Source organism: Klebsiella sp. 10 (genome assembly GCF_018223925.1).
Lineage (GTDB): Bacteria > Pseudomonadota > Gammaproteobacteria > Enterobacterales > Enterobacteriaceae > Klebsiella > Klebsiella pneumoniae.
On sequence record NZ_JAGRRB010000029.1, the window covers coordinates 17,138 to 40,054 of the forward strand.

The 22,917-nt window shown below is 58.0% G+C and carries 19 protein-coding genes, 1 tRNA gene and 2 pseudogenes; 8 read left to right on the top strand and 14 right to left on the bottom strand.

Annotated features, from left to right (window positions below; genetic code table 11):
* The first annotated feature begins 87 nt into the window (after positions 1-87).
* Positions 88-1,740 (top strand): ABC transporter substrate-binding protein, encoded by a 1,653-nt coding sequence (locus KHQ26_RS25385; RefSeq protein ID WP_004210999.1) that lies wholly within the window; start codon positions 88-90, stop codon positions 1,738-1,740.
* 119 nt (positions 1,741-1,859) lie between these two features.
* Positions 1,860-1,947: transfer RNA gene (locus tag KHQ26_RS25390), tRNA-Ser, on the top strand.
* A gap of 149 nt (positions 1,948-2,096) precedes the next feature.
* On the opposite strand, the pseudogene KHQ26_RS25395 reads toward KHQ26_RS25390, so the two are convergent.
* Both KHQ26_RS25395 and KHQ26_RS26140 read right to left on the bottom strand, forming a co-directional pair.
* Positions 2,097-2,905 (bottom strand): annotated as a pseudogene (locus KHQ26_RS25395) (EAL domain-containing protein).
* A gap of 117 nt (positions 2,906-3,022) precedes the next feature.
* Positions 3,023-3,241, bottom strand: a pseudogene (locus tag KHQ26_RS26140) (hypothetical protein); the annotation flags it as partial.
* 64 nt (positions 3,242-3,305) lie between these two features.
* Here KHQ26_RS26140 and KHQ26_RS25400 point away from each other — a divergent pair.
* Positions 3,306-3,494 carry a hypothetical protein gene (locus KHQ26_RS25400; RefSeq protein ID WP_020804576.1) on the top strand — a complete coding sequence of 63 codons (189 nt, stop codon included), beginning with the start codon at positions 3,306-3,308 and terminating at the stop codon, positions 3,492-3,494.
* Positions 3,495-3,663: 169 nt separating this feature from the next.
* On the opposite strand, the gene KHQ26_RS25405 is transcribed toward KHQ26_RS25400, so the two are convergent.
* From KHQ26_RS25405 to KHQ26_RS25425, 5 genes are all read right to left on the bottom strand, one after another.
* Positions 3,664-4,629 carry a PDR/VanB family oxidoreductase gene (locus KHQ26_RS25405; RefSeq protein ID WP_004211004.1) on the bottom strand — a complete coding sequence of 322 codons (966 nt, stop codon included), beginning with the start codon at positions 4,627-4,629 and terminating at the stop codon, positions 3,664-3,666.
* A gap of 57 nt (positions 4,630-4,686) precedes the next feature.
* Entirely contained in the window at positions 4,687-6,135 is a 1,449-nt protein-coding gene (locus tag KHQ26_RS25410) for an NAD-dependent succinate-semialdehyde dehydrogenase (protein ID WP_004150833.1), read from the bottom strand.
* A gap of 18 nt (positions 6,136-6,153) precedes the next feature.
* Positions 6,154-7,278 (bottom strand): carnitine monooxygenase, oxygenase subunit YeaW, encoded by a 1,125-nt coding sequence (gene yeaW / locus KHQ26_RS25415; protein WP_002898571.1) that lies wholly within the window; start codon positions 7,276-7,278, stop codon positions 6,154-6,156.
* A 36-nt stretch (positions 7,279-7,314) separates the two neighbouring features.
* On the bottom strand, positions 7,315-8,922 hold the full coding sequence (locus KHQ26_RS25420; protein WP_002898574.1) for a BCCT family transporter: 1,608 nt from the start codon (positions 8,920-8,922) through the stop codon (positions 7,315-7,317).
* A 504-nt stretch (positions 8,923-9,426) separates the two neighbouring features.
* On the bottom strand, positions 9,427-10,512 hold the full coding sequence (locus KHQ26_RS25425; RefSeq protein WP_002898577.1) for a tartrate dehydrogenase: 1,086 nt from the start codon (positions 10,510-10,512) through the stop codon (positions 9,427-9,429).
* Between the two features lie 82 nt (positions 10,513-10,594).
* Between KHQ26_RS25425 and KHQ26_RS25430 the strand changes: the two genes are divergently transcribed.
* On the top strand, positions 10,595-11,557 hold the full coding sequence (locus tag KHQ26_RS25430; protein ID WP_004221441.1) for a LysR substrate-binding domain-containing protein: 963 nt from the start codon (positions 10,595-10,597) through the stop codon (positions 11,555-11,557).
* On the opposite strand, the gene KHQ26_RS25435 is transcribed toward KHQ26_RS25430, so the two are convergent.
* The 4 genes from KHQ26_RS25435 to puuD all read right to left on the bottom strand — a co-directional run bounded on the left by KHQ26_RS25435 (position 11,554) and on the right by puuD (position 15,980).
* Positions 11,554-12,834, bottom strand: coding sequence for an NAD(P)/FAD-dependent oxidoreductase (locus KHQ26_RS25435; protein WP_002898585.1), 1,281 nt, complete (start codon positions 12,832-12,834; stop codon positions 11,554-11,556). The two genes, KHQ26_RS25430 and KHQ26_RS25435, sit on opposite strands and share 4 nt — an antisense overlap.
* Before the next feature lie 2 nt (positions 12,835-12,836).
* The gene (puuC, locus tag KHQ26_RS25440) at positions 12,837-14,324 is read right to left on the bottom strand and encodes an aldehyde dehydrogenase PuuC (RefSeq protein WP_004150832.1); all 1,488 of its coding nucleotides are present in this window, start codon (positions 14,322-14,324) and stop codon (positions 12,837-12,839) included.
* 320 nt (positions 14,325-14,644) lie between these two features.
* A complete protein-coding gene (gene puuR, locus KHQ26_RS25445; RefSeq protein WP_002898590.1) occupies positions 14,645-15,202 on the bottom strand; it encodes an HTH-type transcriptional regulator PuuR in 558 nt (185 codons plus the stop codon).
* Positions 15,203-15,227: 25 nt separating this feature from the next.
* Entirely contained in the window at positions 15,228-15,980 is a 753-nt protein-coding gene (puuD, locus tag KHQ26_RS25450; protein WP_020802183.1) for a gamma-glutamyl-gamma-aminobutyrate hydrolase, read from the bottom strand.
* A 225-nt stretch (positions 15,981-16,205) separates the two neighbouring features.
* On the opposite strand from puuD, the gene KHQ26_RS25455 reads away from it, so the two are divergent.
* Positions 16,206-17,627, top strand: a complete 1,422-nt coding sequence (locus KHQ26_RS25455) for a glutamine synthetase family protein (RefSeq protein ID WP_002898595.1) — start codon at positions 16,206-16,208, stop codon at positions 17,625-17,627.
* A gap of 353 nt (positions 17,628-17,980) precedes the next feature.
* Complete coding sequence (locus tag KHQ26_RS25460; RefSeq protein WP_004141463.1) at positions 17,981-19,372, top strand: APC family permease; 1,392 nt, start codon at positions 17,981-17,983, stop codon at positions 19,370-19,372.
* A 118-nt stretch (positions 19,373-19,490) separates the two neighbouring features.
* Here the strand turns inward: KHQ26_RS25460 and KHQ26_RS25465 are convergent, their stop codons facing one another.
* On the bottom strand, positions 19,491-19,613 hold the full coding sequence (locus KHQ26_RS25465) for a small membrane protein (RefSeq protein ID WP_002898600.1): 123 nt from the start codon (positions 19,611-19,613) through the stop codon (positions 19,491-19,493).
* 256 nt (positions 19,614-19,869) lie between these two features.
* Between KHQ26_RS25465 and KHQ26_RS25470 the strand changes: the two genes are divergently transcribed.
* Positions 19,870-20,091 (top strand): hypothetical protein, encoded by a 222-nt coding sequence (locus tag KHQ26_RS25470; protein ID WP_002898602.1) that lies wholly within the window; start codon positions 19,870-19,872, stop codon positions 20,089-20,091.
* Positions 20,092-20,111: 20 nt separating this feature from the next.
* Here the strand turns inward: KHQ26_RS25470 and KHQ26_RS25475 are convergent, their stop codons facing one another.
* On the bottom strand, positions 20,112-20,900 hold the full coding sequence (locus KHQ26_RS25475; protein WP_004150831.1) for an SDR family NAD(P)-dependent oxidoreductase: 789 nt from the start codon (positions 20,898-20,900) through the stop codon (positions 20,112-20,114).
* A 115-nt stretch (positions 20,901-21,015) separates the two neighbouring features.
* Positions 21,016-21,465, bottom strand: coding sequence for a winged helix-turn-helix transcriptional regulator (locus KHQ26_RS25480; protein ID WP_002898606.1), 450 nt, complete (start codon positions 21,463-21,465; stop codon positions 21,016-21,018).
* A 152-nt stretch (positions 21,466-21,617) separates the two neighbouring features.
* Here KHQ26_RS25480 and agp point away from each other — a divergent pair, with 152 nt between their 5' ends.
* Positions 21,618-22,865 carry a bifunctional glucose-1-phosphatase/inositol phosphatase gene (gene agp / locus KHQ26_RS25485; RefSeq protein ID WP_032410204.1) on the top strand — a complete coding sequence of 416 codons (1,248 nt, stop codon included), beginning with the start codon at positions 21,618-21,620 and terminating at the stop codon, positions 22,863-22,865.
* Positions 22,866-22,917 lie beyond the last annotated feature (52 nt).

The following is a 22,917-nucleotide window of genomic DNA, read 5'->3' on the forward strand; positions in this document are numbered from 1 at the left end:
TAGGTCACTGAAAAATATTGCCTTATGGCAGTTCTGCGACTAAGTGTGGAAGAGGGGGATTACCCCGTACGTCAAAGGCAAAGGGAAATGACATTACACAAAAAAAATCACATCACCCGAACACTCCTGGCTGTCAGTATGCTGGCTATGAGCGGCGGGGCGCTGGCGGCGCAGGTGCCGCCGGGCACCCAGCTGGCGGAAAAGCAGGAGCTGGTCAGAAATAACGGCAGTGAACCGGCGTCACTCGATCCGCATAAAGTCGAGAGCGATGTTGAATTTAATATCATTAGCGATCTCTTTGAAGGGCTGGTTAACGTGTCGCCAGCGGGAGCGATCCAGCCGCGACTGGCGGAACGCTGGGAAAACAAAGACAACCTGTTATGGACCTTTCATTTACGCCCCGGTCTGACCTGGTCCGACGGCACGGCCATTACAGCGCAGGATATCGTCTGGAGCTGGCAACGGCTGGTCTCGCCGGCAACAGCCTCCCCCTACGCGAGCTACCCTGGCAATATGCATATCGCCAACGCCCGCGAGATTGCCCTCGGGCAAAAGGGACCCGAGACGTTGGGGGTGAAAGCGCTGAACGACACCACGCTGCAGGTCACTCTGACCCAGCCGAATGCCGCCTTCCTGGCGATGCTGGCGCACCCTTCGCTGGTACCGATCGACAAAGTGCTGGTGGAGCGGTATGCCGATAAATGGACCCGACCAGAGCATATCGTCACCAGCGGCCCGTATAAGCTGTCCCAATGGGTGGTGAATGAGCGGCTGGTGGCTGAACGTAATGCAAAGTACTGGGATAATGCGCATACCGTTATTAATAAAGTGACTTACCTGCCAATCTCTTCGGAGGCCGCCGATGTCAACCGCTACAAAGCAGGGGAGATTGATATTGTCTATACGGTGCCGATCAATCAGTTTGCGCAGTTGCAGAAAACCATGGGCGACCAGCTGGACGTTTCGCCGCAGTTGGCGACCTATTACTACGAATTCAATACTACCCGGCCGCCGTTTAACGACGCCCGTGTGCGTCGCGCGCTGAATATGGCGCTTGATAAAGATATCATTGCCGGAAAAGTGCTTGGCCAGGGCCAGCGCCCGGCCTGGCTGATCGGTCAGCCGGATATCGGCGGCGTGACGCTGCATAACCCGGACTACGCCAGCTGGCCGCGTGAGAAACGGATTGCCGAGGCGAAAAAACTGCTGGCGCAGGCGGGGTATGATGAAAGCCATCCGCTGGTCTTTACCCTGCTCTATAACACCTCTGAGTCGCACCAGCGTATCGCCATTGCCGCCAGCTCTATGTGGAAGAAAAACCTCGGCGTCGAGGCGAAGCTACAGAACCAGGAGTGGAAGACGATGCTGGATACCATGCATACGCATAACTTCGACGCCGTCCGCTACGCGTGGATTGCCGACTACGACGATGCCGCCACCTTCCTCAATACTTTCCGTACCGGGGATAGCGAGAACACCAGTCAGTACAGCAACCCGGCTTACGACGCGGCGCTGCGCAACGCGGCGAAAGCCTCCGACGTGGCGACCCGGGGCAAATACTATCAGCAGGCGGAAGATCTGCTGGCGCAGGATGTTCCCGCCATTCCGGTCTATCACTATGTACGTACCCATCTGGTGAAACCTTGGGTAGGGGGCTTCACGCCGGATAAGCTGGGGTATTACTACACCAAAGACATGTACATTAAAAAACACCCATCCGCCAGCGGCGATGGGCGTTGATTTTCTGTGCAAACTGCCTGAAATTCAGACGAATAACACAAAATTGTTTGTTTTTAAGGCAGTTGATCAAAATGATGCTTTACAGCATCCGCCGAGGTGTTTATAGTGCGCCTCACACCGGAAGTGTGGCCGAGCGGTTGAAGGCACCGGTCTTGAAAACCGGCGACCCGAAAGGGTTCCAGAGTTCGAATCTCTGCGCTTCCGCCATATAAAAGAAGGGGTTACCGAAAGGTAACCCCTTCTTGCTTTGTCCGGTCGGTCGTGCATGACCCGGACAGCGACCGACGACGTTTTCATTCCCACAGCGCTGACGGATACATAGCCCGTCGCATGGCAGGACTTTTCACAACGCCCGCTTATTCTTCGATAATCCGCGCCTTCGGTTTGCTCAGCAGGAGCATGACCAGCGCGACGTAGGGCATCGGCTTCCAGAAATAGTAGCCCTGCAGCAGATGAATATTCTGGCGATTAAGATAATCCCGTTGGGCCTCGGTTTCGACGCCCTCGGCAATGATGCGCAGTGACAGCGTCCGCGCCATCTCTATCACGCAGTCCAGCAGCTTGCTTGTCGGCGCCTCCCCGGTTATCCGGCCGACAAAACTCTGATCGATTTTGATATAGTCGAAAACCAGCCGTGGAGACAGGAAAGCCCGGAATAGCCGGTGCCAAAGTCGTCCAGCGCGATGGAAAATCCGCGGGAGTGTAACGTATTGAGCTTGTCCACAACCGCCCCGTTGAGCAACAGCGGCTCCTGCTCCGTGATCTCCAGCATCAGCTTCACCGCTTTACCCTCAAAGCCGCGCTGATAGTGCAGGCAGTCATCGATAAACGTCGGCGCGTTAATATGTGACACGCTGATATTCAGGCCAATATGAAACCCATCCGGTAGTTTACTAAAGAGTGGTCTCATCTGCGCGTTGACCTGCGCCATCAGGCTGCGTGTTAGGGGAATAATTAAGCCGGTACGTTCGGCCAGCGGAATAAATTCCGCGGGCGAGCGCGATGGCGTCGTGCTGTTTTGCCAGCGGGCGAGAATTTCCACGCCGTATATCTCCCCGGTTTTCCCGTTCACCAGCGGCTGATAGTAGGGAACGATATAACCCTGGGTGATGGCGTAGCGCAACTTTTCCTCTTCAGAGGTGTAAACATTAAGATATTTACGCATCAGGAAATAAAACAGCAGCGAAACCGAGAAAATAAAGATCAGCAGGCCGGAGCCATTATTTACCAGGCGGGCGAGATTAAACAAAAGCGACTCGGGATAGGCAATACGAAACGAGTAGGCGGGCGAGGTAAATACCTCCTGGTGTGGGTCCGCAGCCAGTGGCTTAACATCGCCATATCTGGCAATCATTTGGTTCTGCACCCAGAGTGCCAGCCCGTTGTCATCGGTATCGCTATATAGCGCATCGCGCAGATGGATGTCGCTGATCGTGACAATCACCCTGATCGGCGCTAAGCGCGTCTGATAGATCAGCACCGGCCGCTTATTGACCATCATTCTGGCCGGGACCAGTAACAGAGGGTCATCAGGCAAAGACTCAGGGCTAAGTGTCAGGACCCGGTTGCCAGTTAATGACGAACACGCCAGCAAGAAATACTATCAGCGCCAGGGAAAAGGCAATCACTCGCAGCCGGTGGATGAAGAGACGGCGTTGTTTCTTGGCGATCGCACCGTCAGCCAGGCCGCGTGGCAGCCCGGCGCGATGGTGCGACTGACGGTCAGCGGCAAGGCGCGGGTATTTAGCGGCTAATCCCTGAGCAGGCGGCGCCGGCTATCGCCGGTGCCGCACAGAAAGCTAATCAGGCGGAGGATGAAGCCGATAGTATCCGCGCCACTGACCTCGTCGCCATGGAGTGGTAGTACGTTGGAACAATTCCGCGGGGTCAGTCCATCTCACCGCCGTTTTGCCGGTGTGCGCTTTACAAATCCAGCACTAACCGGCCGCCTTTAGCGCGTGAGCAGCAGATCAGCATACTCTGCTGGCTGGCTTTCTCTTCCTCGCTGTAATACTGATCGCGGTGGTCGGCTTCCCCCTCCAGAATCATCGTTTCGCAGGTGCCGCACACCCCTTCTCGGCACAGGCATTCGACCTTTGCCGCTTTGTTATTCTCGATCACCTGCAAAATGGTCATATCCTGCGGCACGGTAAATTCGCGTCCGGAACGCGCCAGCACCAGGGTAAATGCCTCTCCGCTTTTATCCTCAAGGATAAACTGCTCAAAGTGCAGCTGGCTGGCGGGCACCTGATGGCGTTCGGCGGCGGCTTTCACCGCCTCGTTAAGCGCCGTTGGGCCGCAGGTATACACGTGGGTTCCTGGCTCGAGGTCGGCGAACAGGCGCGGTAGGTCGAGACGGCTGCCGAGCGCTGATACATGAACATTGACCCGATCGCGCCATGGCGCAGCGCGAAGCGTATCGACGAAAGCATTACTGTCGGCGTCGTGAAAACAGTAATGCAGCTGCCAGTCGGCCTGCCGCTGTTCCAGTTCCGGAATATGCGATAAGAATGGCGTAATGCCGATGCCGCCGGCGATCAGCAGATGTTTTCGCGCCTGTGGTTCGATGGCGAACAGATTGTTGGGCGTGGACACCGTCAGGGTATCGCCCGGGCGCACCCGCTGGTGCATAAAACGCGAGCCGCCTTTGGAAGGCGACTCAAGACGCACCGCAATCTGCCAGCTGGTGGTATCCAGCGGCGAGCTCATTAGCGAATAGGCGTTACTGTAGCGCTGCTCGCCATCCTGCATCTGGACGATAATATGGCTGCCGCCGCTGAATGCCGGCAGCGGGGCGCCGGTCGGCGACACCAGCGTAAAACGCTTCACAAGAGGGGTGATCTGTTCAACATCGCGAACGACCGCCTCAAACATTTGATAATCAGACATCGCTGAACTCCATCAAAAAATCCCGGCGTGGCTAGCGCCATCGCCGGGAGAGCACATTTACAACCCCTGGCAGAGATACTTCATCTCCAGGTAATCTTCGATTCCGTGTTCCGACCCTTCGCGGCCAAGACCGGACTGCTTTACCCCGCCAAACGGTGCGACTTCGTTGGAAATCAGCCCGGTATTGATACCGACCATGCCGTATTCCAGCTGCTCGGAGACGCGCCAGATACGGGCGGCATCGTTGCTGTAAAAATAGGAGGCGAGGCCGTAGATGGTGTTATTCGCCTGCTCGATGACCTGCTGCTCATCGTCAAATTTCACCAAAGCGGCCACCGGGCCGAAAATCTCTTCCTGCAGCAGCAATGACCCCGGCTGTACGTCGCCGATCACCGTAGGGGTGAAGAAATTACCGCCCAGCGGATGCGCTTTACCGCCAGTTAACAGCGTGGCGCCGCGGCTCAGGGCGTCGTCGAGCAGGGACTGCACTTTGCGCCCGGCGTCGGCGTTGATCAGCGGGCCAATCTGTACATCGGACTCGCTGCCATCGCCCACTTTCAGGGCGGCGACGCGAGCGACGAATTTATCGCAGAATTGGTCGTAGATGGCGCGATGAATATAGAAGCGGTTGACGCAGACGCAGGTTTGTCCGGCGTTGCGGAACTTGGCGATCAGCGCGCCCTCGACCGCTTTATCGATATCGGCGTCGTCAAAGACGATAAACGGCGCGTTACCGCCGAGCTCTAAGGAGAGCTTTTTGATGGATTCCGCGCACTGGCGCATCAGCACGCGGCCAACTTCGGTCGAACCGGTAAAGGAGAGCTTACGCACCCGCTCATCGCCGGTGAACACCGCGCCAATTTCTCGCGACTGGCCGGTAACGACGTTAATGACGCCCTGCGGGATCCCGGCCTGATTCGCCAGCTCCGCCATCGCCAGCGCGGTAAACGGCGTTTCGTTAGCCGGCTTAATCACCATCGTACAACCCGCGGCCAGCGCCGGGCCGGCCTTCCGGGTGATCATCGCCGCCGGGAAGTTCCACGGGGTGATCGCCGCGCAGACGCCTACCCCCTGGCGGATCACCATCAGGCGTTTATCGGCGCCGGGGGAGGGGATTATCTCGCCGTTGGCGCGTTTCCCTTGTTCGGCAAACCACTCGATAAACGAGGCGGCATAGGCGATTTCGCCTTCCGCTTCCGCCAGCGGCTTGCCCTGCTCGGCGGTCATGATCTGCGCCAGCGCGGTCTTGTTTTCGAGGATCAGGCGGTGCCAGTTTTTCAATAGCGCGGCGCGCTGGGCGGCGGTGAACGCGCGCCAGTTCGGCAGCGCGGCCGCGGCGGCATCCACTGCCTGTTGCGCTTCCGCACGCCCCATATTGGGGATCTGGCCGAGCGTCGCGCCGGTGGAAGGATTGCTGACGGCAAGCGTCGTGCCGTCGGCGGCGTCGCGCCAGCTTCCGGCAATCAGCGCCTGCTGGCGAAACAGATCTGAGTGAAACACAGACATAGCAAGCTCCTTCAACGATTACGGCTGGAACACCTGGGCGACCAGATTGTGGAAATGCGCGATCCCGTGCTCGGAGATACCGCTGCCGCTGTTATCCGCCATAATGCGCCCCTGGCCGCGATAGCCGCGGGACTTCAGCCCCTTCTGCACGCTTTCCACCAGGCGTAAATCTTCCGGGCGGAACACGTCGCGATACCACTCAATCAGCGCTTTCTGATCGTCAGTCAGCTCTTCGTTGGTGAAATAGATGTCGTAATTCTGCAGAGTGGTCTCTTCATCCACCGGGAATTCATAGATAACGGTCATCATGCCCTTGATCGGCGTGACGTTGAACATGGTGCACGGCCACAGCCAGAAACCGTGAAACGCGGCGTCGGTACCCTCTTCGAATTTAAACGACTGCTCGGACGGTTTGGCGAAGCCATACTGCAGCGTCCATTTGCCGTGCATGGTGTGCCAGTAGCGGTCAACCTGGACGGAATCCGAGAAGCCCGGGTGCGCCGGACCGCAGTGGTAACATTCCAGATAGTTATCGACGATATTTTTCCAGTTCGCCGGGGTGAGGGTGGTAAAGCGCGCCGCCAGTTTCAGATCATGCACGTCCGGACAGGCTTCCAGCACTTTGTCCTGCAGCCCCGGTAGCTGCGTTTCCACACTCTCCGCTTCCGGATTCATATTGATAAACACAAAGCCGGCATACTCTTCCAGGCGAACCGGCACTAGCGTTGCCTTTTCGCTATCGAAATTCGCCACGTTTTCGCAGTTGCGGGCGTGGGCGAGATTGCCGTCCAGCTTGAAGGCCCAGGCGTGATAGGGGCAGGTAATCACGTTTTTGGCTTTGCCCTCGCCGCTCAGTAGCTGGTGGCCGCGGTGTGGGCAGACGTTATAGAAGGCGCGCAGAATGTTGTCGCGGCCGCGGACTATAACGATATTTTCGCCGATGATCTCCCGGGTAATGTAATCGTTCGGCCGGGCGACCTCGCTGCCGTGGGCGACGCAAATCCAGCTATTGGCGAAGATGCGCTCTTTCTCGTGCTCAAACGCCTGGCTGTCGGTATAAAAACGGGCCGGAATGGTCCAGGCATCCTGCGGATTAGCGCAAAAGTTAATCGGCAGGGTGAAGTCAGGGCTCAAATTGCTCATGTAGGGTCTCCTTGTGATTATTGTCAGTAAGAGGTTTTACAGCGACTGGCCGTCGCCTTTGAGTACCGCGCCAACCGGCAGCGTCTCGGCTTTAATAATGGGCTCGGGGGTATGGGTTTCTATCTGATGGACCGGAACGTGGGCGTAGTCCTGTTTTAACCAGCGCACGAAGCCGCCGGTTTTAATCAGTAAAATGGCCAGGAACGGTAGGGCGGTCAGCACCACGGTAGTTTTCATGGTCTCAAGCGAAGCGCCGGTAAACAGAATCGACAGCGGGATGAGGGTGATCACCACGCACCAGAACAGGCGCATGCCGCGATCCGGATCGTCGCCTTCGCGCAGGTTGCGGGTACTGGTCGCCGCCATGGTGTAGGCCACCGCATCCATGTGCGAGGCGAGGAAAACAATCATCACGAACAGATAGGCGGCGAGGAACAGCTTACCTGCCGGCAGCGACATCAGGACCTGCTGGACGGCGGTTTCGCCGCCGAGAGTCTGCATCACCTGTGGTACGTTAATCACGCCGTTAACGAACTGGTGCATGGCGTAGCTTTCCATCACCCCGAAGAAAAACCAGCAGCCGGCGGTGCTACCGAGGAGCAGTCCCCAGATCACCTCTTTGATTTTGCGCCCGCGGGAGACGCGGGTGACGAACATCGCCACGCCTGGGGTGTAGGAGATCCACCACAGCCAGTAGAAGACGGTCCAGTTGCGGGTAAAGGCGCCGTCGCCGAGCGGGTCGGTAAACAGGCTCATCTGCAGGAAGTTTTGGGTCGTCAGGCCGACGGCGTTAATGATGTTATTGGTGATGAATTCGGTCGGGCCAACCAGTAATACCACCAACGGCAGCAGAAACGCCCCCCAGCCGACCATTTTGCTCAGGCGCTGCAGGCCGTTGTTGATGCCAATCCACGAACTCATGCAGAAAATACCGCCGGAGAGCAGGATCACAAATGCCTGCATGGTGAAGTTATCCGGCAGTCCGGTCAGCGCTGACAGGCCGCGGGTGAAGGTGGCGGCGGTGACTACCAGCGAAATGGTTAACGCGCCGACGGTAGCGATCAGGAACATCAGATCGACCAGACGGCCCCAGAAACCTTGCGGATTAACGCCGGTGATCGCCGAAACGATCCCGGAGAGGCTGAGGCCTTTATTTTTCCGCACGTGGAAGTGATAGGCCATGATCAGCGAGGCGAGGGTATAGGTTGCCCAGGCGCTTACGCCCCAGTGGAAGAAAGAGTAAGGGATGCTGTATTCCAGCGCTTTCGGCGATTGCGGGGCAATGTTAAGGCCCGGGGTCTGGTAGTAATAAGCCCATTCGGCAACGCCCCAGTACAGCGTGGAGGAGCCGAGACCGGCGCAGATAAACATAAACAGCCATGAGAGGGTACTGTATTCGACTTTACCTTCGCCGAGACGGATATTGCCGTATTTGCTGGTGGCCAGATACAACACCAGTCCCAGCGCCAGCAGCACCAGTACCTGTACCGTGGAACCCAGCAGGCGGGTCACGCCGTTAAAAATCGAATCAGCCGCCTGCGCGGTTTGCTGGGGGAAGAGACTTAATGTAGCGGCGATGAAAACAATGGCCGCCAGGCTGATGGCAATCAGCGGCACATCTTTTTTCTTTACGTTGCTCAACATGAGTGATCTCCTGGGCATGATTGCCCGTCGGTGGCTTTAGCCTGTCGTTGTTATCACGCTGTAGGGTCAGGGTTCGTAGCAAGATGCTATTAACAATTGGATTATTTCTTCGTTACATGAATTAAACAATTGGCCGTTTCGTGAAGCAATAAAACACGAAACGGAAATAATAAAAGGTGAATTGGCGCAGGTTCTGTCCTTTCAGGAATTAATAAAGTTCACCGCTGTGATGCGGTTCACTTGTCAATCGTGGGGGATTCTGCATAGCGAAAAGAGAGGGGCGTTGGCGGACCAGGCGCGCGGGTTTTCCCGGGTAGCGGCTGCGCCTTACCCGGGCTACTTGCTGTGCCGTTTTTTGCCGGGTAGCGGCTGCGCCTTACCCGGGCTACTTGCTGTGCCGTTTTTTTTGCCGGGTGGCGGCTGTGCCTTACCCGGCCTACACACTACATTATCGTGCGATTGTAGCCCCGGTAAGCGCAGCGCCACCGGGGAGCGGCGGGGTAATTACGCCAAAATGGCCTTGCAGATAGCCTCGCTAACCTGCTGCGTTGAGGCACTGCCTTTCATGTCCGGAGTTTTCGGTCCGCAGGCGATCGTCTGCTCAATCGCCGCCAGAATGCCATCGTGAGCGGTGTGGTAGCGCTCATCGCCGTTGCCGAGGAAATCGAGCATCATCGCCCCGGCCCAAACGGTGGCGATCGGGTTGGCGATATTTTTACCGTAAATATCCGGCGCCGACCCGTGAACCGGTTCGAACAGCGACGGGAAATTGCGCTCCGGATTGAGATTGGCCGACGGCGCAATGCCGATAGTGCCGGTACAGGCCGGGCCGAGATCGGAGAGAATATCGCCGAACAGGTTGGAGCCGACCACCACGTCAAAACGCTCCGGCTGCAGCACGAAGCGGGCACACAGGATATCGATATGCTGCTTGTCCCAGCGAATTTCGGGATAGTTTTTGGCCATCTCTTCCACCCGCTCATCCCAGTAGGGCATGCTGATCGCCAGACCGTTGGATTTGGTTGCGGAGGTCAGCGTTTTGCGTGGGCGGCTTTTCGCCAGTTCGAAGGCGTAGCGCAGGATCCGGTCCACGCCGCGGCGGGTAAAGACCGACTCCTGAATCACCACTTCATGCTCGGTGCCTTCATTGGCGCGGCCGCCAAGGGCGGAATATTCGCCTTCGGTATTTTCGCGCACCACGTAAAAATCAATATCGCCGGCCTTTTTACCCGCCAGCGGGCAGGGGACGCCGGGGAACAGGCGCACCGGGCGCAGGTTGACGTATTGATCGAACTCGCGGCGGAACTTCAGCAGCGACCCCCACAGCGAAATGTGGTCGGGAACGGTATCCGGCCAGCCGACGGCGCCGAAGTAGATAGCATCGAAGCCCTGCAGCTGCTCGCGCCAGTCGTCCGGCATCATCTTGCCATAATGGGCGTAATATTCGCAGCTTGCCCACTCCATCTGCTCGAAGCTCAGCGACAGATCCCAACGCTGTGCGGCGGCTTGCAGCACGCGAATCCCTTCAGGCAGAACTTCTTTGCCAATTCCGTCACCCGGGATGGCGGCAATACGACAGGTTTTTTTCATTCCGGTTCTCACTTTTTAACGATGATGTTTGACCACCTGCCTATCCTATAATTGACTGGTTCATAATTAATCACGCTAACTGGTGAAACATAAAACACAGATCATGAATAATCTGCCGCTGCTAAATGATTTACGCGTCTTTATGCTGGTCGCTCGCCGGGCCGGGTTCGCCGCCGCCGCCGAGGAGCTTGGCGTATCGCCGGCGTTCGTCAGCAAGCGGGTTTCGCTGCTGGAGCAAACCCTGAATGTGATGTTGCTGCACCGGACCACCCGTCGGGTCACCATTACCGAAGAGGGGGAGCGGATCTATGAATGGGCGCAGCGCATTTTGCAGGATGTCGATGAGATGATGGATGAGCTTTCCGACGTGCGCCAGGTGCCGCAGGGAACGCTGCGTATTATCAGTAGCTTCGGCTTTGGCCGTCGGGTTGTCGCCCCGGCGCTGTCGGCGCTGGCTCTCCAGTACCCGCAGCTGGAGCTGCGTTTCGATGTCCAGGACCGGCTGGTGGATTTAGTCAATGAAGGGGTGGATCTCGATATTCGCGTCGGCGACGATATCGCACCGAATCTGATTGCCCGCCAGCTGGCGGCCAATCACCGCGTACTCTGCGCCTCGCCGCAGTTCCTTGCCCGCCATGCGCCGCCGAAACAGCTGAGCGATCTGGCCGCGTTACCCTGCCTGGTGATTAAAGAGCGCGATCATCCGTTCGGCGTCTGGCAATTGCATAGCAAAGAGGGCCAGCACGCCATCAAGGTAACCGGGCCGCTCTCCTCCAACCATGGTGAAATTGTGCATCAGTGGTGTCTGGACGGGCAGGGGATTGCGCTCCGTTCGTGGTGGGACGTCCGGGAGAATATCGCCAGCGGACATCTGGTGCAGGTGCTGCCGGACTACTGGCAGCCGGCCAACGTCTGGGCGGTTTACGTCTCCCGGCTGGCGACGTCGGCCAAAATCCGCACCACCGTGGAGTTTCTGCGCCACTACTTTCAGCTGCACTATCCGCAGCATGAGCCGACGGCCAGCGCCGTCGGCAGAGGCGATTAAACCCCAAGGCGGTCGCGCAGGCTGTAGTAGGCGGCGCCCATGGCGGTAAAAGGAATGCGCAGGCTGCGGCCGCCCGGGAACGGGTAGTGCGGCAGTTTGGCGAAGGCGTCGAAACGCTCGGCGTCGCCGCGCAGCAGCTCTGAAATCAAGCGTCCGGCAAGGTGGGTACAGGTCACGCCGTGGCCGCTGTAGCCCTGCATGTAGTAAATATTGTTATCGAGACGCCCGAACTGCGGCATCCGCGACAGGGTTAGCAGGAAGTTGCCCGTCCAGCGGTAGTCAATCTTCACCCCCTGCAGCTGCGGGAAGGTTTTCAGCAGTTTCGGCATAATCAGCCGCTCCACGTCGTCCGGATCGCGCGCGCCGTAGACCACGCCGCCGCCGTACAGCAGACGGTTGTCGCCGGTCAGACGGTAGTAGTCCAGCAGGTAGTTACAGTCTTCCACACAGTAGTTTTTCGGGATCAGCGAGCGGGCGACCTCTTCCGACAGCGGAGCGGTAGTGACCACCTGGGTGCCGCACGGCATGCTGCGTTTCGCCAGCTCCGGCTCCAGTTTATCGCCGAGATAGGCGTTGCCGGCGACGATCACGTAGCGCGCGGTGACCTGGCCGCGCGCGGTGCTGACCACCGCCGGGCTGGTGTGCTGGATGCGGGTGACCGGCGACTGCTCATACACCCGGCCGCCGTTCAGGCGAATGGCATCCGCTTCGCCGATGGCAAGGTTCAGCGGGTGAATATGGCCGCCGCTGTGGTCGAGCAGGGCGCCGACGTAGCGGTCGCTGTCCACTTCGCGACGAATGGCCTCTCTGTCCAGCAGCTCCAGCTGGGTGTTGCCGTAGCGCTCCCAGTTGGCTTTCTGCTCTTCCAGGGTTTCCAGCTGTTTATGGTTCATCGCCACGAACAGGCCGCCCGGGCGGTAATCGCACTGGATCTGATACCGCTGGATGCGTTCGCGGATGATATCGCCGCCTTCGAACATCATGCTGCCGAGCATTTTTGCCGCATCCGGGCCGTAGTTCTTTTCAATGACGTCGATATCGCGGCTATAGGAGTTGACCAGCTGACCGCCGTTGCGGCCGCTGGCGCCGAAGCCGATGCGCGCCCCTTCCAGCACCACCACGTCGTAGCCCATTTCGGCCAGATGCAGGGCAGACGAGAGGCCGGTGTAGCCGCCGCCGACGACGCAGACGTCACAGTTGATGGATCCCTCCAGCGTCGGGAACGGTTCATACTTGTTGGCGCTGGCGGCATAGTAGCTAGTGGTATGTTCAGTCATGATCAAGACTCCAGGGCAATCCAGATGGTTTTCAGTTCGGTGAATTTTTCCAGCGCGTGCAGCGATTTATCGCGCCCGTTGCCGCTCTGCTTGTAGCCGCCGAACGGAACGGTCATATCACCATCGTTATAGTTGTTGACGAAGACCGAGCCGGCCTTCAGGCGGCGGCTCATGCGGTGGGCGCGGGAGAGATCGCGGGTCCACACCGCGGCGCCCAAGCCGTAGTCGCTGTCATTGGCGAGCTTTAGCGCCTCTTCTTCGCTTTTGAAGCGGGTCACCACCAGCACCGGGCCGAAGATCTCTTCCCGGCTGAGGGTTGATGCCGGGTCGACGTCAACGAAAATGGTCGGGCCAACGGCGGCAGGCCACGGGTTTTTCCGTCCGTCGAGGAACAGGGTGCTTTGGCTTTCGCCGCCGCGAATAAAGCTATGCACGTTGTCGGCATGGGTATTGTCAATCAGCATGCCCATGGTGGTGTCCGGATCGAGCGGGTTGCCCGGCTGCCAGTGTTGCGCCTCAGCTTTCAGCCGCGCCAGGAACTCGTCAGCGATGCTCTCCTCGAGCAGCAGACGGGTCCCGGCGATGCACACCTGTCCCTGGTTGTAGAAGATGCCGCCGGCGGTGGCGCGAACCGCTTGTTGCAGATCCGGGCAATCGGCGAAGACAATGTTGGCGCTCTTGCCGCCCGCTTCCAGCCACACGCGCTTCATATTGCTGTCGCCGGCGTCTTTCAGCAGCTGCTTGCCGGTGCGGGTGGAGCCGGTGAAGGTGATGACTTCAACATCAGGATGCAGGGCCAGCGCCTGCCCGGCCTCGTGGCCAAAGCCGCTGACCACGTTCAACACGCCGTCCGGCAGGCCGGCCTCTTTCGCCAGCCCGGCCAGACGCAGGGCGGTAAGCGGCGATTTTTCCGAGGGTTTGAGGATTACGCTATTGCCTGCCGCCAGCGCCGGGCCGAGTTTCCAGCAGGCCAGCAGCAGCGGGAAGTTCCACGGCACCACCGCGGCGATCACGCCAATTGGTTCGCGAACGATCATCGCCAGCTCGTTGCTGCCGGTGGGGGCCACTTCGCCATAGACTTTATCCAGCGCTTCGGCATACCAGCGAATGGCGCGGGCGGCGCCGGGAATATCGTCGCGCAGGCTGTGGCGAATCGGCTTGCCGGTATCCAGCGTTTCCAGCAGCGCCAGCTCTTCACGATGGGCCTCCATCAGATTAGCAAAGCGAGTGAGGATCGCTTTACGCTGTGCGGGGGAGGCCTGCGACCAGTCGCCGTTATCAAAAGCCTGGCGCGCGGCTTTCACCGCCCGTTCGACGTCGGCTTTTTTACCGCGGGCGACCTGGGCTAATGTCTGCTGCGCGGCGGGGTCGATAGTCTCAAAGGTGGTATTATCGGCCGCGGCGCAATATTCGCCGTTAATAAATAAGCGCGTTTCAATGGCCAGGTTTTTCGCTTTTTCCTGCCAGTAAGCCAGGTGCTGAAAATTCATCATGACTCCTTAAAAACATTATCGGCAAATTAATCAGTGCGGCGTTTTCAGGCTGCACGGGGGCACTGCGCCGGGCGCAGGGCATAGCGTATCCCCGGAGTTGAATACCGTTTTATTCTCCTGATTTTTGACGGGTTGTTTGCAACCCGAATTATTCAGGAGCGAGTCGCCATTCACTGGCGTTAATTATTTCAGGGCCAACAGGAAATAATATTCCGTACGGCGCAGACGTTATTACTACGAGTTCTTCGCCGCGACGAAAATAGATTTTCCGTCGCGACAGGCCTGAAGTAAGCCTGAACTTCGTTCAGGCGAAATAATCAGAATGTGGTGGGGGTGTGGGCACTGATGATGCGGCAGATGCCTGCCGAGGTGTTGCTGAAGCTGTGCGGAATGCCGGTATTAATGGCATAGCTCTGTCCAGCCACCAGGTGGTACGACTGACCGTTAATGGTCAGCACGATCTCACCTTCCAGTATGGTGCCTATCTCCTCACCCTGATGCTTAATCCTCTCCCCGGTCGTAGTTCCAGGCTGGTAAGTTTCAAAAATCATCGCCAGCGTACGGTTCGGATTTCCGTTATGAACCAGCTTCATGGAAACGCCCTGACTTCCCATCTCAATCAGGTCATCCTGATTAATGACCACCTGGGGTTCGTCCGGCTTTTCGGGTTCAGAAAAGAATTCCGAGAGCGACAGCCCATAGACTTTCAGCAGCTTTTGCAGCGTACTGATGGCAGGACTGACTTTATCCTGCTCTATGGTGCTGATGGCACTATGTGTTAACCCAGACAGTTCGGCGGCACGACGCTGTGAGAGACCCAGCTGTTGGCGGATCTCTGACAGACGTTTCCCTGGCGCCAGTCCGTCATCGCTCATATTTGCATTTCCTTAACGGTAGTGGTCAGCGCCGCCGCTTTTCAGCATGATGGCCCTGACAGGCGGTGATAAAACCATCAAACAACATACGCGACAGGGCGTATTCGCTACTGTTCCATTCTGGATGCCACTGTACGCCCAGCGCGAAAGGATGATCGTTCACGCTGACCGCTTCCACCAGTCCATCCGGCGCTCGCGCCTCCACGCGCAGCTGCGGACTGAGGGTTTTTGCCCCTTGCCCATGTAGCGAGTTTACCCAAAACGTGTTGCAGCCCGGTATCAATTGCGACAGCAATCCTCCTTCCTGAACCTCAACCTGATGGGACGGCGCATACTGCTGCTCGACGGGCAGTTCAGGATCTTCGCGATGTTCAAGGAGCTCAGGCTGCTCGAACAGACGACGATACAGAGTCCCGCCGGTGGCGACAACCAGTTCCTGCAGTCCACGACAGATGGCGAAAATGGGGATGCGCCTTTCGAGCGCGGCGTTAATCAGCGCCATGCTCAGAAGATCACGCCCGGGGTCGGCGTCAGGCTCATCGCCGTTTTCACCATAAAGGTGCGGCTGCACATTGCTGGGGCTGCCTGGCAGGTAGATCCCGTCCAGTTTATCAACGACCGCGTTCAGTAGCTCCGGCTCCGCCAGCGCATGCGGCAGGGCAATCGGCAGTCCGCCGGCGTTCACAATTGCATTCAGGTACTTTTCTTGCAAGGTCTGGGTCTGGTGACCCTTAAGCCTGTTTCTACACATCACGACGCCAATAACTGGCTTGTACATTATATTTTCCATGATCGCCCTCACAAAGTGGACTAAATTATGACCGCTATAGCGGGTTTAACGGCCATATCGTTCAATATTTTCTCAATCTAGCAGTGGAAATAGCCCTTTGCAAACTTAATTTAACATTTGACAAACAATTTATTTGCATACACAGTCGATGGGGTGGACATTATATTTAACGGTCTGAGTGCAGGACCGAAACCCAACCAACGGCGGTGAATCATGGAAACCAATATCGTAGAAGTTGAGAATTTTGTTCAGCAAACGGAAGAGAGACGGGTTAGCGCGTTCGCGAAAGAAGTGAAGCGCTACCTCGAAACCTACCCTGATACCCAGTATGTCGATGTCCTCCTCACTGACCTGAACGGCTGCTTCCGCGGCAAGCGCATCCCGGTTGCCGGCCTGAGCAAACTGGAGAAAGGCTGTTATTTCCCGGCCTCGGTGTTTGCGATGGATATTCTCGGCAATGTGGTGGAAGAGGCCGGTCTGGGCCAGGAGATGGGCGAGCCGGATCGCAGCTGCATCCCGGTACCCGGCACCTTAACCCCTTCGGCGGCTGACCCACAATCGATAGCCCAGGTACAGCTAACCATGGTTGATGAAGATGGCGCTCCCTTTGACGTTGAGCCGCGGAACGTACTCAACCGCCTCTGGCAGCAGTTGCGCCAGCGCGGGCTGTTCCCCGTGGTAGCGGTAGAGCTGGAGTTCTATTTACTGGACCGCAAACGCGATGCCGAAGGCTACCTGCAGCCGCCGTGTGCGCCGGGCACCGACGATCGCAACACCCAAAGCCAGGTCTACTCGGTCGATAACCTTAACCACTTCGCCGACGTGCTCAACGACATCGACGAGCTGGCCAAACTGCAGCTGATCCCCGCCGATGGCGCGGTGGCGGAAGCCTCGCCGGGCCAGTTTGAAATCAACCTTCACCATACCGATAACGTGCTGGACGCCTGCGATGATGCGCTGGCGTTAAAACGTCTCGTGCGTTTGATGGCGGAGAAGCATAAGATGCACGCCACTTTTATGGCGAAGCCTTATGAAGAGCATGCCGGCAGTGGGATGCATATCCACATCAGCATGCTGAACAATAAAGGGGAAAACGTGCTGGTGGACGGCGATGGGGAAGACTCTGCGCTGCTCAAACGCGCGCTGGCCGGGATGATCGATCTGATGCCGGCCTCGATGGCGCTGCTGGCGCCGAACGTGAACTCGTATCGCCGCTTCCAGCCGGGGATGTACGTCCCGACGCAGGCTTCGTGGGGGCATAACAACCGCACCGTCGCGCTGCGTATTCCGTGCGGCGAGCGGCAGAACCACCGCGTGGAGTATCGCGTCGCGGGGGCGGACGCCAACCCGTATCTGGTGATGGCGGCGATTTTTGCCGGCATTCTGCACGGGCTGGATAACCCCCAGCTGCCTTTACAGGAAGAGGTGGAAGGTAACGGTCTGGAACAAGAGGGCCTGCCGTTCCCGATCCGCCAGAGCGATGCGCTGTGGGAGTTTATGCAGAACGATCACTTGCGTGAGCGCCTCGGCGAGCGTTTCTGCCATGTTTTCCATGCCTGTAAGCATGATGAATTACTGCAGTTTGAGCGTCTTATCACAGAAACCGAAATTGAGTGGATGTTGAAAAACGCCTGATGGTCGCCCCGCGAGGGGCCCATAAGTTTGGTAATCAGTAGCATCATACGGCCTGAGCGGAGCCTGGCCGACGTTTTTGCTGGGAGCCCAGCCATTTCCCGGATGTCGCGTTAAGGAGCGCAGGCGGCAACGGGGCTTCAGTTAACGACACAGTGTGTGACGAGGAAATGAGATGATGCAGATGTTCAAATATCCGCAGGGAGAGGGAGGCCGCTCAGGCCGCATTGGATGCCAGCCAGCTACCGCTTACCGGTCCGTCTTACCCTTTTATCTATGCCTTACCCCTTTGCTAAGCAGGTTTGTCACGCGGACGTTGGGCCCGCAAACTGTTAACAGCAAGGGGGGCATGGGCGATGGCTATTAATCCTCCTGCGCATAACGCCGCTCAGGCGGGCAGACCGCGTCTGCGTAAATCCCTCAAACTCTGGCAAGTGGTGATGATGGGGCTGGCCTATCTGACGCCAATGACGGTGTTTGATACCTTCGGCATCGTCTCGGGCATCAGCAATGGCCACGTTCCGGCGTCTTATCTGCTGGCGCTGGCTGGCGTGCTGTTCACCGCCATCAGCTACGGCAAACTGGTGCGTCAGTTTCCGGAGGCCGGTTCCGCCTATACCTACGCGCAAAAATCCATCAGTCCGCACGTCGGCTTTATGGTCGGTTGGTCGTCGCTGCTGGATTATCTGTTTCTGCCGATGATCAACGTCCTGCTGGCGAAGATCTATCTCTCGGCCTTGTTCCCCGAAGTGCCGCCGTGGGTGTGGGTAGTGACCTTTGTCGCTATTCTGACCGCCGCGAACCTGAAAAGCGTTAACCTGGTGGCCAACTTCAATACCCTGTTCGTGCTGGTGCAGATTTCGATCATGGTGGTGTTTGTCATTCTGGTGGTGCAGGGGCTGCATAAAGGCGAGGGGGTGGGTACCGTCTGGTCGCTGCAGCCGTTTATCAGCCAGAATGCGCATCTGATCCCGATTATTACCGGCGCGACCATTGTCTGCTTCTCGTTTCTCGGTTTCGACGCGGTGACCACCCTGTCGGAAGAGACCCCTGACGCCGCGCGGGTGATCCCGAAGGCAATTTTTCTCACCGCGATGTACGGCGGCATTATCTTTATCGTCGCGTCGTTCTTTATGCAGCTGTTCTTCCCGGATATTCATCGCTTTAAAGACCCCGATGCCGCGCTGCCGGAGATTGCGCTGTACGTGGGCGGCAAGCTGTTCCAGTCGATTTTCCTGTGCACCACCTTTGTTAACACCCTGGCGTCCGGCCTGGCCTCCCATGCCAGCGTCTCCCGTCTGCTGTACGTGATGGGCCGCGACAACGTCTTCCCGGAGCGCATTTTTGGCTATGTGCATCCGAAATGGCGTACCCCGGCGCTGAACGTGATTATGGTGGGCATCGTTGCGCTGTCGGCGCTGTTCTTCGACCTGGTGACCGCCACCGCGTTGATTAATTTCGGTGCGCTGGTGGCCTTCACCTTCGTTAACCTGTCGGTGTTCAACCACTTCTGGCGGCGCAAGGGGTACAACAAAACCTGGAAGGATCGACTGCATTATCTGCTGCTGCCGATGGTCGGGGCGTTGACGGTCGGGGTATTGTGGATCAATCTCGAGGCCACCTCCCTGACGCTCGGCCTGGTGTGGGCGGCGCTTGGTCTGCTGTACCTGACTTATCTGACCCGACGCTTCCGCAAACCGCCGCCGCAGTTTGATGCCGCTAAAGCGGAGCAGGCCTGGGAGTCATAGGTTCTGAGGCATAAACTGAACGAAGGCAGGCCCGCAGGCCTGCTTTCGTTTTGGCTTCGGTAAGGGACAGTACAGGACGGTAAAGAAATCAGCAGAAAACGGTGGGGAACGGAAGGTATTATTTCTTCTTTTTATGGACAGGTAACTGACTGGCGCGCCGCTCTTTGAGGTACGACACCAGGCTGTAGATGGCGACGCCCAGCAGCGCCACCGCGACGATAAAGAGAATAAGACCCGACATAGACCAACCTAATATTCTGTTTGGAAAGGGAAAAAGATACAGGGCTCTGTGTGAAGATAACATCGGGATATGTCTGAAAGATGACGCCTCATCGCGAGAATATCCGGCGGCGGGGTTGTGATAAAATATTTCCCGCAGGGATGTGACCGCCTGGGTTTCACCTGAAATGGCGTAACACTCCGTTAAGTGATTTTACAGAAGTGCGGCCTACAGCGAGTTACGCTGACCGCGAATAAGAACGATCTGAGAGTCAGTCATGTATAAGAAAACCCTCAGCCTGCTGGGCGTAGCGTTGGCGCTGTCTGCCTTCGCCAGTCAGGCTGAAAGTGAACGTCAGGCGAGCCGCGAGCGGATCGTGGAGCAGGTCCTCAAGCCGTGTGAAGGCAAAAAGGCGGGCGATAAGGTGGTGATTACCGATCGCCGCGGCGGCGAGCACGAGGCGATCTGTACCCTGACGGCGGTTCCGCTACCGGAGTAGCGCCCGCCGCACGGTGCCGCTTATCGATACCGCGGCGCAGGCTGTCCGGTTCGCGCGCTGGTAAACAGCGCCAGTCTGGACTGCTCAAAAGTCTCCCACAGTCCCAGGTCATGAACCGGTGGTAAGGTGACCTGTTCCCCCATCTCCAGCCCCCTGAGAGCGGCGTCAACCAGATCCTCGGTGGTCATTACCGTGCCGCTGGGCAGAGCGTCCAGCGCCACGCCGGAGGTCGGCCACAGATCGGTAGCGGTCGCCGCCGGCAATACCGCCTGAATACGCACGCCGCTGTCGGCAAACTCCTCCTGCAGGCCGCGGGTGAAGCTCAACACCCAGGCTTTGCTGGCGCTGTAGACTGCGCTGCCCGGCAGCGTATGCAGCGCGAGGATAGAGGCAATATTGATCAGCGTCCCCCGGCGTCGTGGGGTGAAAGCGGCCAGCGCGGCATAGCTCAGACGCAGCAGCGCGGTGGTGTTGAGCGTATGAATCGCCTGGTGCTCGCGTGGCGTACTGGCGAGAAAACCCGCCAATTTCGCGGTGCCGGCGTTGTTAATGAACAGGTCGATGGCGGGATCCTGCTGCAGACGCTGCTCTACGGCGGCAATCCCGTGCTCTTCGCTAAGATCGGCTTTGAGGATGCTTGCCTGGATGGCGTAGCGCGCCTGCAGCTGGTCGGCGAGCGCCTGCAGACGGTCTTCACGACGGGCGGCGAGGATCAGGTTGTAGCCGCGGGCGGCGAGTCGTTCGGCATAGATCGCGCCGATACCTGAGGACGCGCCGGTGATAAAAGCTGTGTGCGATGGTTGGGTCATGAGAAATGCCTCGTAAAAGGTTGCATTATTAAACCAAATTCAGCATGAGATATTAGGTTTAATAATGCAACCATTTTGCCAGGACTTTTTCATTTTTGCTTGTCGCGGGCAGCGTTTAGTTGTTCAGCGGGATAGCGATGGTGATGTCCGCCGGGGCCAGCTCACGGCCATCTGCCGCCTGCAGGACCAGCTTACGCAGGGGCTGGCGCTGCTGGCGGTCAATGAGCCGGGTCGCCGGTTCGTCAGGATCGAACAGATAGTCGTCTGCCCACTGGGAGAGGGCGACCAGCACCGTCTGCAGGGCACGGCCCTTATCGGTCAGGACATACTCCTGCCAGGCGCTGCCGTCGGAGGCCGGCTGCAGGCGCAGGATGCCTTCATCCACCAGCATTTTCAGCCGCCCGGCGAGCATGTTTTTGGCGATACCGAGGTTTTTCTGGAATTCGCTAAAACGGCGCACCCCGCGCAGAGCATCGCGGACGATCAGCAGCGACCACCAGTCGCCGATAACGTCGAGGGAGCGGGCGATAGGGCAACAGCTGTTTTCCAGACGGGTACGTTTCACGAAAGCCTCCAGGTTAATTGTTTCATTATAAAACTCTTTGCCTGGCAGGGGAAATTTTCGGCTACGGTCTAAGTTTGCGAGCGATTACCAGGAAAAATGTCATAAATCCGGCACAATTAACGCGATGATAATAAATGACTAAGGATGAAGGGATGAAAAAACGTCTACTTGCCGCCGCCGTTGCCGGCGCGGTGATGTTATCCGCTGGCGCTCAGGCGCAGGACACGGCCGCCCCGGAGGGGTATCAGCTGCAGCAGGTGCTGATCATGAGTCGTCACAACCTGCGTGCGCCGTTGGCCAATAACGGCAGCGTGCTGGAGCAGTCCACCGCCAAGGCCTGGCCGCAGTGGGATGTGCCGGGCGGCCAGCTGACCACCAAAGGCGGTGTGCTGGAGGTGTATATGGGCCACTATATGCGCGAATGGCTGGCGCAGCAGAAGCTGGTGACCAGCGGCGAGTGCCCGCCGGAAAACGCGGTTTATGCCTACGCTAACAGCCTGCAGCGCACCGTCGCCACCGCGCAGTTCTTTATCACCGGCGCGTTCCCGGACTGCGGCATCCCGGTGCATCACCAGCCTCAGATGGGCACCATGGACCCGACCTTCAACCCGGTTATTACCGACGACTCCCCGGCGTTTCGCGAGAAAGCGCTGCAGGCGATGGAAAAAGAGCGCCAGGGAATGCAGTTGACCGAGAGCTACAAGCTGCTGGAGACGATGATCGATTACCGCAACTCACCCTCCTGCAAAGAGAAGAAGGTCTGTTCCCTGAGCGAGGGTAAAGATACCTTTAGCGCCGGTTATCAGCAGGAGCCGGGAGTGTCCGGACCGTTGAAGGTGGGCAACTCGCTGGTAGACGCCTTCACCCTGCAATATTATGAAGGCTTCCCGAAAGATCAGGTGGCGTGGGGGGAGATCGCCAGCGATAAGCAGTGGCAAGTGCTGTCGAAGCTGAAAAATGGCTATCAGGATAGTCTGTTTACCTCGGTGGCGGTGGCGCAAAACGTCGCCAAACCGCTGGTTAAATATATCGATAACGCGCTGGTGGGCGAGGGAGCCAGCAAGGCGAAAGTCACGCTGCTGGTGGGACACGACTCGAATATCGCTTCGCTGCTCACCGCCCTGGACTTTAAGCCCTATCAACTGCCCGGCCAGTATGAGCGCACTCCTATCGGCGGCAAACTGCTGTTTCAGCGCTGGCATGACAGCGCCGGCAATCGCGATCTGATGAAGATTGAGTATGTCTATCAAAGTACCGAGCAACTGCGTAACGCCGACGCGTTAACCCTGCAGGCCCCGCCGCAGCGGATCACTCTGGCGCTTAACGGCTGTCCGGTTGATGACCAGGGATTCTGCCCGCTGGAGACCTTTAAAAAGGTGATCAACGAGGCGGCGAAATAACGAAAAAAACCCGGAGCACTCCGGGTTTTTTTAGCAGGTTAGGGTGAGCCCA